Source organism: Longimicrobiaceae bacterium (assembly GCA_035936415.1).
Taxonomy (GTDB): domain Bacteria; phylum Gemmatimonadota; class Gemmatimonadetes; order Longimicrobiales; family Longimicrobiaceae; genus JAFAYN01.
Genome location: DASYWD010000450.1, coordinates 1 through 8,210, shown reverse-complemented (window position 1 = coordinate 8,210; position 8,210 = coordinate 1). Strand labels below are relative to the sequence as shown.

Annotated in this window: 8 protein-coding genes; 2 read left to right on the top strand and 6 right to left on the bottom strand. The window is 74.5% G+C overall.

What is annotated here, in order from left to right; translation table 11 throughout:
- The coding region (locus VGR37_18240; GenBank protein HEV2149349.1) for a MaoC/PaaZ C-terminal domain-containing protein at positions 1-834 on the top strand (834 nt) is incomplete at its 5' end.
- A gap of 67 nt (positions 835-901) precedes the next feature.
- On the opposite strand, the gene pdxH is transcribed toward VGR37_18240, so the two are convergent.
- The 6 genes from pdxH to VGR37_18210 all read right to left on the bottom strand — a co-directional run bounded on the left by pdxH (position 902) and on the right by VGR37_18210 (position 7,846).
- Entirely contained in the window at positions 902-1,504 is a 603-nt protein-coding gene (pdxH, locus tag VGR37_18235; GenBank protein HEV2149348.1) for a pyridoxamine 5'-phosphate oxidase, read from the bottom strand.
- Between the two features lie 10 nt (positions 1,505-1,514).
- The gene (locus VGR37_18230) at positions 1,515-2,093 is read right to left on the bottom strand and encodes a DUF2911 domain-containing protein (protein ID HEV2149347.1); all 579 of its coding nucleotides are present in this window, start codon (positions 2,091-2,093) and stop codon (positions 1,515-1,517) included.
- 127 nt (positions 2,094-2,220) lie between these two features.
- The gene (locus VGR37_18225) at positions 2,221-3,204 is read right to left on the bottom strand and encodes a threo-3-hydroxy-L-aspartate ammonia-lyase (protein HEV2149346.1); all 984 of its coding nucleotides are present in this window, start codon (positions 3,202-3,204) and stop codon (positions 2,221-2,223) included.
- Positions 3,188-5,662: a cation:proton antiporter gene (locus tag VGR37_18220; GenBank protein ID HEV2149345.1), complete on the bottom strand. Its 2,475-nt coding sequence runs from the start codon at positions 5,660-5,662 to the stop codon at positions 3,188-3,190. Before VGR37_18220 ends, VGR37_18225 begins: the two co-directional genes overlap by 17 nt.
- Before the next feature lie 100 nt (positions 5,663-5,762).
- Positions 5,763-6,950 (bottom strand): molybdopterin-synthase adenylyltransferase MoeB, encoded by a 1,188-nt coding sequence (gene moeB / locus VGR37_18215; protein HEV2149344.1) that lies wholly within the window; start codon positions 6,948-6,950, stop codon positions 5,763-5,765.
- Positions 6,947-7,846 carry a DUF368 domain-containing protein gene (locus VGR37_18210; protein HEV2149343.1) on the bottom strand — a complete coding sequence of 300 codons (900 nt, stop codon included), beginning with the start codon at positions 7,844-7,846 and terminating at the stop codon, positions 6,947-6,949. The genes moeB and VGR37_18210 overlap by 4 nt, the downstream gene beginning before the upstream one ends.
- A gap of 172 nt (positions 7,847-8,018) precedes the next feature.
- On the opposite strand from VGR37_18210, the gene VGR37_18205 reads away from it, so the two are divergent.
- Positions 8,019-8,210 (top strand): hypothetical protein (locus VGR37_18205; GenBank protein HEV2149342.1); only part of this gene is annotated, 192 nt, incomplete at its 3' end.

Below are 8,210 nucleotides of genomic sequence, written 5' to 3'. Positions count from 1 at the left end.
CCCCGGAGGCGCATCGCGGTGGAGCGGCGCGGCACGGTGCCCGGCGGGGGGCGCATGGCCGCGTACCTGCGCGCCACGGACGGGGCGCGGATCGCGGCGTTCGAGGGGCCCGGGGCGGTGGCGCCCCCCGTCTTCCACGCCACCTGGGAGACCGGGGCGGCGCTGGAGCTGCTCACCCAGGTGGCGGAGTCGATCCCCTCCTTCGGCGGGGTGGTGCACCTGGAGAGCGAGACCGTCCCGCTGCGGCCCCTGCGGCCGGAAGACCGGTACCGCTGCCGCGTCGAGCTGGAAGGGACCGAGGAGGATCCCCGCGGCGTGAGCCTCCGGGTCTCCGCGCGCAACTGGAACGGGGCGGAGCAGCTCTGCTCGGAGGGGAGCGCCCGCTTCCTGGTGCGGACGCGCGAGGCGGCGCGCGCGGGTCCGAAGCCGAAGGGGGCGCGGGAGACGGGCGGGGCGGCGGCCGCGGAGGCGGAGGGGTGGGCGGAGCTGGCGCGGTGGTCGCTGGGCTCGGGGGCGGGGCGGCGCTACGCCCGCGCCTCGGGGGACTACAACCCCATCCACCTGTGGGGGTGGACGGCCCGTCCGTTCGGCTTCCGCCGGCCCGTCCTGCACGGCTACTGCACCGAGGCGATGGTGGCGCACGCGCTGGTGGAGCGCCTCTTCCGCGGCGACCCCACGGCGCTGCGGCGGCTGCGGATCGCCTTCCGCGCCCCGCTCCTCCTCCCCGCGCGGGCCTGCCTCCTGGTGCGCGAGGCGGAGGGCCGGCGGAGCTTCCGGGTGTCGGCGGTGGACGGGGAGAAGACCTTCGCGGAGGGGGAGTTCACCGGCGCATGAGGCGCGCTGCGGCGGGAGGGGACGGAAGCACGCGGGCCCCGGCGATCTCGCCGGGGCCCGCGTCCGCTCAGGGGTAGAGCCTCCGGAGCGACCACCCGCCCGGGGCGTCCGGGTCGCGGGTGTACACGTCGCGCTCGTGCAGGCGGCTCGGCAGGGCGAACCAGAGCTCGATGCGGTCCGGGACCACGCGGAAGCCGGACCAGAAGGGCGGCCGGGGGATCTCGCCGCCCTGGAAGCGCTCCTCCACCTGGAGGATGCGCTCTTCCAGCGCGGCGCGCGAGGGGAGCTCCTCGCTCTGCCGCGAGGCCCAGGCGCCGACCTGGCTCCCGCGGGGGCGGCTGCCGAAGTAGGCGTCCGCCTCGGCGTCGCCCACCGGCGCGGCGCGGCCCTCCACGCGCACCTGCACCTCCAGCGGCTGCCAGTGGAAGCAGAGCGCCACCCACGGGTTCACGCCGATCTCCCGCGCCTTGCGGCTCCCCAGGTTGGTGTAGAAGACGAAGCCGTGCTCGTCGAACCCCTTGAGGAGCACCATCCGCGAGGAGGGGCGCCCGTCCGCCCCCACCGTGGAGAGCGCCATCGCGGTGGGCTCCGGGAGGTCGGTGGCGCGGGCGCGCTCCAGCAGCTCCCCGAATCGTGCGAGGGGCTCGGGGAGCGTCGGCGAGCCGGTCATCCGCGCCGCCTCAGCGGTGGCGGTGGCCGGTGTGGGCCGGGTCGCCGCGCTTGACGGTCAGTGGCACGGAGGCGCGGGTGTTCTCCCAGGTGAGCACCATCTCGCCGGGGCCGCCCTTGCCGGGCTCCAGGGCGATGGTGAACTGCTCCACCGGCCTGCGGAGCCGGGTGACGCGCATGGGGATCCGGGCGAGGTCCTGCGCCGGGTCGTACTGCGTCCCCCACTGCCCGGTCTGCCGGTTGACGATCAGGTGCCACCCCTCGGCGGTGGGGAGCGTGTACAGCGTGTAGGTGCCCTTCGGCACCTCGGTGTCGCCGATGCGGAGGTCGGCCTCCGTGACCAGCGTGGTGGCCGCGTTGGCGCCGGTGCGCCACACCTTCCCGTAGGGGACGAGGCCGCCCATGATCTTGCGGCCGCGCATGTACGGCCGGCCGTAGTCCACGAGCACCGTTGCGCCTGCGGCCTCCATGCGCGCCGTGTCGCGCGGGCTGGCGACCGGCTGCTGCTGCGCCGCCAGCTCCCCCGCGAAGCCGATTGCGACCGTCGATGCGAACGCGAGCAACGTCCGCGCAATGCGCGTGCGGATCATCCTGCGACCTCCGTGAGGCGTGATAGGTGCGAGAGACGGGTGGATGATAGACCCGGGGAAGGGGGAGGGGCAAGGCGGCGAAGGGGGAGCGGCCCGCGGCAGCGCGACGGCGCGGGGACGGGGACCGCTACCCCGCCAGGAGCGCGCAGGCGGAGGCCAGGTCCACGTTGCCGCCGCTCAGGATCACCCCCACCCGCGCGCCCCGCAGCTCGGGGATCCCGGCCAGGAGCGCCGCCACCGGGACGGCGCCGGAGGGCTCCACCACCAGCTTCGCGCGGGTCCAGAGGAAGCGCATGGCCTCGACGATCCCGGCCTCGCTCACGGTGCGCATGTCGTCCACGTGGGCGCGCACCAGCGGGAAGGTGACGGCGCCCAGGGCGGGGGTGCGCAGCCCGTCGGCCACGGTGGGCGGGTTGTGCACGCGGTGCAGCGTCCCGGTGCGGAAGGAGCGGGTGGCGTCGTCGGCCAGCTCGGGCTCCACGCCGACCACCCGGCACCCGGGGGCGGCCCCCCGCGCGGCGAGCGCGGTGCCGCCGAGCAGCCCGCCGCCGCCGCAGGGGGCGAGGAGCACGTCCAGCGGCCCCGCCTCCTCCAGCAGCTCCAGCGCGGCGGTGCCCTGTCCGGCCACCACGTCGGGGTGGTCGTAGGGGGGGATGAGCGTCATCCCGCGCTCCTCCCGCAGCCGGGCCGCGATCTCCTCGCGCGAGGCGGCGGCGGGGTCGTACAGGATCACCTCGGCGCCGTAGCCGCGGGTGGCCTCGAGCTTGGCGGCGGGAGCGTTCTCGGGCATCACCACGGCGGTGCGCGCCCCCAGGATCCGCCCGGTGAGCGCCACCGCCTGCGCGTGGTTCCCGGAAGAGAAGGTGAGCACGCCCGCACGCCGCTCGGTGTCGCCCAGGCGCGAGACGGCGTTGTACGCGCCCCGGAACTTGAAGGCCCCGGCGCGCTGCAGGTTTTCGCACTTCAGGAAGACCCGGGCGCCGACGCGCTCGTCCAGCGTGCGCGAGGTGAGCACGGGGGTGCGGTGCGCCACCCCCCGCAGCCGCTCCGCCGCTTCGCGGACGGAGTCGAAGCCGGGGAGCGGCGGTGCGGCGTCAGCCTTCGTCGACATGCAGCCAGTCCAGGGAGGTGTGGGGCGCGTGGCGGTCCAGGAGCTCGGTGATCCGCTCCTGGCTGCTGACGGTCCGGGCGATCTCCGCCAGGCAGCGGAGGTGCTCGGCCGGGCGCTCGGACGCGCTCAGCAGCAGGAAGACCAGCCTCGCCGGAGGCCGACCCAGGGACGTCTCGATCCCCTGGGGGCTCACTCCCAGGAGGAGGATCGGCTCGGGGAGGCCGGAAAGCCGGGCGTGCGGCACGATCACGCCGGGAAGGATCTCGGTGGCCGCGTCGGGGCCGCCGTCCTCCAGCGCCGCGAGCACGCGGGCCGCGCGCACCGGGTCCCGGAACTCCGCCTCCGCCATGCGGCGCAGCGCGACGGGGAGCGGGGAGCGCTTCAGCTCGATGACGCGCCGGGGGGTGAGGCCGCCGTTCCGCCCGGGAGCCGCGCCCTCCGGGGTAGGCTCGGTCTCCGGCGGGTACACCATGATGAAGCTCTGCGGGACCAGCGTCGCCAGCCGGGCGGGGAGCCGCGCCAGGCGGGGGTGCCAGGGGAGGGTTCCCTCGCGCGCGCTGATCACCACCACCAGGTCGTCGTTCCTGAGCCTGGACTCCAGCACGGGGCGGAGCTCGTCCCAGCCGGCGGCGGGCTCCCAGGTGGCGGGGACGCGGGGCGTGACGGAATCGTAGGCCTCCTCCAGGCGCGCCGCGTCGCCCTCCACCGGGAGCGCCAGCACCGTCGCTCCCACCCCCCCCGCGACGGTCTTGACGGTGCGCAGGGCGCCGAGGAAGCCCGGGTGGCGCTCGATGGCCGGGGGGAGCACCAGCACCACGCGGCGGGTGGTGTTCAGCGGGTGGCCCAGCTTCACCACCATCACCAGCTGCCGGCTCCGCTGCAGGAACCGGTCGAGCACCGTCCCGAAGATGCGCCGGGCCCCGGACCTCCGCCCGTCCCACCCCATGATGACCAGCGAGCTGCGCGTTTCCGCGGCCCCGCGCACGATCCCGGCGGCCACGTTGCGGTCCACGCGGGCGAGGGGGACCACCGGGACCTCCGCGCCCGCCGCGTAGAGGACCGCGTGGGCGAGCGTCTTTTCCGCCTCCGCCACCTGCGCCTCCGTGGCCTCCCCGGCGTCGGGGACCACCATCAGCGGGTGCACCGGCTCCTGCCCGGAGCCACGGACGATGAAGGCCAGGTCGAGGAGCGCGTCCGCGGTGGCGGGGTTCGCCAGGGGGATCAGGATGCGCCGCGGGGCGTCCGAGGGGTCGTACGGCTTCCGCTCCTCGCCGAGCGCCACCTCGCGCCCGAAGCGCTCCGTGACCCACGGCCCCACCAGGGAGGTGAGGAGGATCATCAGCACCACCCCGTTGACCTCCGTCTGGTCCAGCAGACCCACCTCGTACCCCACCAGCACAATGGCCAGCGTCCCCGCGGCGTGCGGCACCGAGAGCCCGAACACCACCCACCCCTCGGCGGCGGTGTACCCGAAGATGCGCGACGACACCCACGAGGCGACCCACTTGGCGAGGGTGACGCCCAGGGCCAGCGCCGCCGAGATCCCCCAGGCGCGCGGCGAGTCCAGCGCCCGCACGTCCACCAGCATCCCCACCGAAAGGAGGAAGAAGGGGATGAAGAGGGCGTTCCCCACGAAGTGGATCCGGTTCATCAGCGGACCCTGGGGCGGGATCAGCCGGTTGAGCGCGAGACCGGCCAGGAGCGCCCCCACGATCGGCTCCACCCCCGCCGAGTGCGCCAGGTACGACACCGCGAAGAGCGAGGCCATCACGAAGACGAACTCCGGCGCCGCCTCATTCCCCACGTTGCGGAAGTACCAGCGCCCCAGCTTGGGGAGCCCCCAGAGCACCCCCGCCACGTAGATGGCGAAGGGGAGGGCGAGCTGCACGACGAGCCCGGGTCCCAGCCCCGCCCCCGCCGCGTTGGCGACCACCGCGAGGAGGACGAGCGCCAGGATCTCGGTGAGGATCGTCCCGCCGAGGGTGGTGGTGACGGCCTGGTTGCGTACGATCCCCAGGCGGCTGACGATGGGGTACGCCAGCAGGGTGTGCGACGCGAAGGCCGAGCCCAGCAGGAGGGAGGAGAGGAGCGAGTACCCCAGCACGAGCCCCATCGCCGCGCCCAGCACGGCGGGGATGAGGAAGGAGAGGGTGCCGAAGACGATGCTGCGGTTGCGGTAGCGGTTGAACTCGTTGAGGTCGAGCTCCAGCCCCACCATCAGCATCAGGTACAGCAGCCCCACCGTCCCCAGGAGGACGATGGTGGCGTCGCGCGCCAGCAGGCCGAACCCGTTGGGGCCCACGGCGGCGCCCACCACGATCAGCCCGATGATCCCCGGGATGCGGATCCGCTCGAAGAGGAGCGGCACCACCAGGAAGATTCCCATCGCCAGCGCGACGATGAGGACCGGGTCCGTGAAGGGGAGCGTGGGGAGGACGGCCAGCGCGGGAAGGGTCATCTACTCGGGTGCCGGGGGACGGGTCGGGGCGGAACGGCGCGGTAAGGCGTCGCCGCGTGCTCCGGCTCTGCTCCGCACCCCGTGTGCCGCCCCGGCCCGGTCAGTACTTCGGGATGGACGGATCCACGTCGTCCGACCACCCAAGGATCCCGCCCTTGAGGTTCCAGAGGCGGGTGTACCCCTGCTCGCGAAGGTGCTGCAGCGCCTTGGCGCTGCGGGCGCCGGAGCGGCACTGCAGGACGATCTCCTCCTGCGGGTCGATCTCGCCCGCGCGCTCCGGGAGCTCCCCCAGCGGGACCAGCCGGGCGCCGTGCTCCTCCAGGTTGGCGATCTCCCACTCGTGCGGCTCGCGCACGTCGATGATGGTGAGCCGGTCGCCACGGTCCAGCCGCTCCTTGAGCTCCGTGGGGGTGATCTCGGGGACGTCGCTGCCGTTCGCCATGGCCTCCTCCGTGGGTCCGGCCTGCGGGACGCCGCAGAACCGGTCGTAGTCGATCAGCTCCCGGATGCTGGGCTCGGCGCCGCACACCGGGCACTCCGGGTCCTTCCGGAGCTTCAGCTCCCGGAACTTCATCCGCAGGGCGTCCAAAATCAAGAGACGCCCCACCATGGGCTCGCCCACGCCCAGGAGCAGCTTGAGCGTTTCCGCCGCCTGGAGCGTCCCCACGATCCCGGGGAGCACCCCCAGCACGCCCCCCTCGGCGCAGGAGGGGACCAGCCCCGGCGGGGGCGGGTCGCGGAAGAGGCAGCGGTAGCACGGCCCCCGCTCGGCCCAGAACACGGAGGCCTGCCCCTCCCAGCGGAGGATGGAGCCGTAGACGTTGGGCTTCCCCTCCAGCACGCAGGCGTCGTTCACCAGGTAGCGGGTGGGGAAGTTGTCGGTGCCGTCCACCACCACGTCGTACTCCCGGACGATCTCCCGCGCGTTGGCGGAGGTGAGCCGGACGGGATGCGGCTCCACCCGCACGTGCGGGTTCACCGCGCCGATGCGGTCGCGGGCCGAGTCCAGCTTGGGGCGCCCCACGTCCGACGTGCCGTGCAGCACCTGCCGCTGCAGGTTGGTGGCGTCCACCACGTCGAAGTCCACCATCCCCAGCGTCCCCACCCCCGCGGCGGCCAGGTACAGCGCCACCGGCGAGCCCAGCCCGCCCGCCCCCACCAGGAGCACGCGCGACCCTTTCAGCTTCCGCTGCCCGGCCGGGCCCACCTCAGGGAGGATCAGGTGCCGCGCGTAGCGGAGCGTCTCCGCGCCGGAGAGCGCCTCGCGGTCCGCGGGGATGCCGCTCATCGCGCGGGGCCGGCCCGGAGCTGCCGGGCCTCCCACACGACGAGCGCGCCCACCGCCGCGAAGCCCAGGGCGGCCAGGAGCAGCACCATGGCGACGGGGTCGCCCGGCCCGGGGAGGCGCACCTCGCGCCCCGCCTCCTGCCAGGGCCAGAGCGCCCGCAGGCTCCCGGCCATGAGCCCCACCAGCGCCGCCATGGTGAGGTCGTGCCGGTGCTCCAGGAGCCAGTCGAGGAGCTTGGAGAAGAGGCCGATCCCCGTGGCCGCGCCGGCCACGAAGGTAAGCACGTAGGCGGGGTTCATCTCCTTGAGCGCACGCAGCGTGGGCTCGTACATCCCCATGACCTCCAGGAGGAAGGCGCCGCTGACGCCGGGGAGGATCATGGCGCAGATGGCGACCGCCGCCGAGCCGAAGACGCGCGGGAGCGACGGATCTCCCCCGGCGTGTGTGGCGGGAAGCCCCACGAGGACGAAGGCGAGCACGGCCGCCGCCGCGACCACCGCCAGCATCCGGGGGCCACGGGAGCGGAGCCTCAGCCAGGGGATGGCTATGGACGCGGCCACCAGCCCGAAGAACAACCCCCGCGCCTCGGCGGGGTACCGCTCCAGGAGCGGCGGGATGATGCGGCTGGCGATGCCGATGGCGGTGACGATCCCCAGCGCGAGCGGGATCACCAGCCCCCACTCCACCTCGCCGAGCGCCTGGCGGGCGCGCGCCGTGTCGCCGCGCAGCGGCGCCGCGACGGCGGTGAAGAAGTTGCTGATGGAGTCGATCAGCCGCTCGTAGACGCCCACGATCAGCGCCATGGTCCCGCCGCTCACCCCTGGGATGATGTCTGCGGTGCCCATCAGCAGCCCCTGCGCGAAGTGCAGGGGGAGGTTCTTCGTCCTGGTTCTCATGCTCCTGGGGGTTGGAGTGCGCGGGGCGAACGATGGCGCCCGCGCCGCCCAGCGTCAACAGGGGAGGCCTGCGCCCTCGCCCCGGCGCGGCCGTGCCGCTATCTTTGCACGTCGTTTCACCTTCGGGAGGAGGCGCGCGCCGCGCCTCCTCCGGACCCTACAGGAGCCCCGGATGTACCCGTTGCGCTGGATCTCGCCGGTGCTGCTCGCCGCGCTCGCGGGGTGCGCCTCCGCGGAGGGCGCGGCCTCCGCCCCGTCCGCGCCCCAAGTGGTGGAGGCGGTGGACACCGTCCCGCCCGCCCCCCCCGCCGAGCCGGAGGTGCCGCTGGAGGCGCGGTGGGCCGCGCCGTTCGCCGTGCAGAGC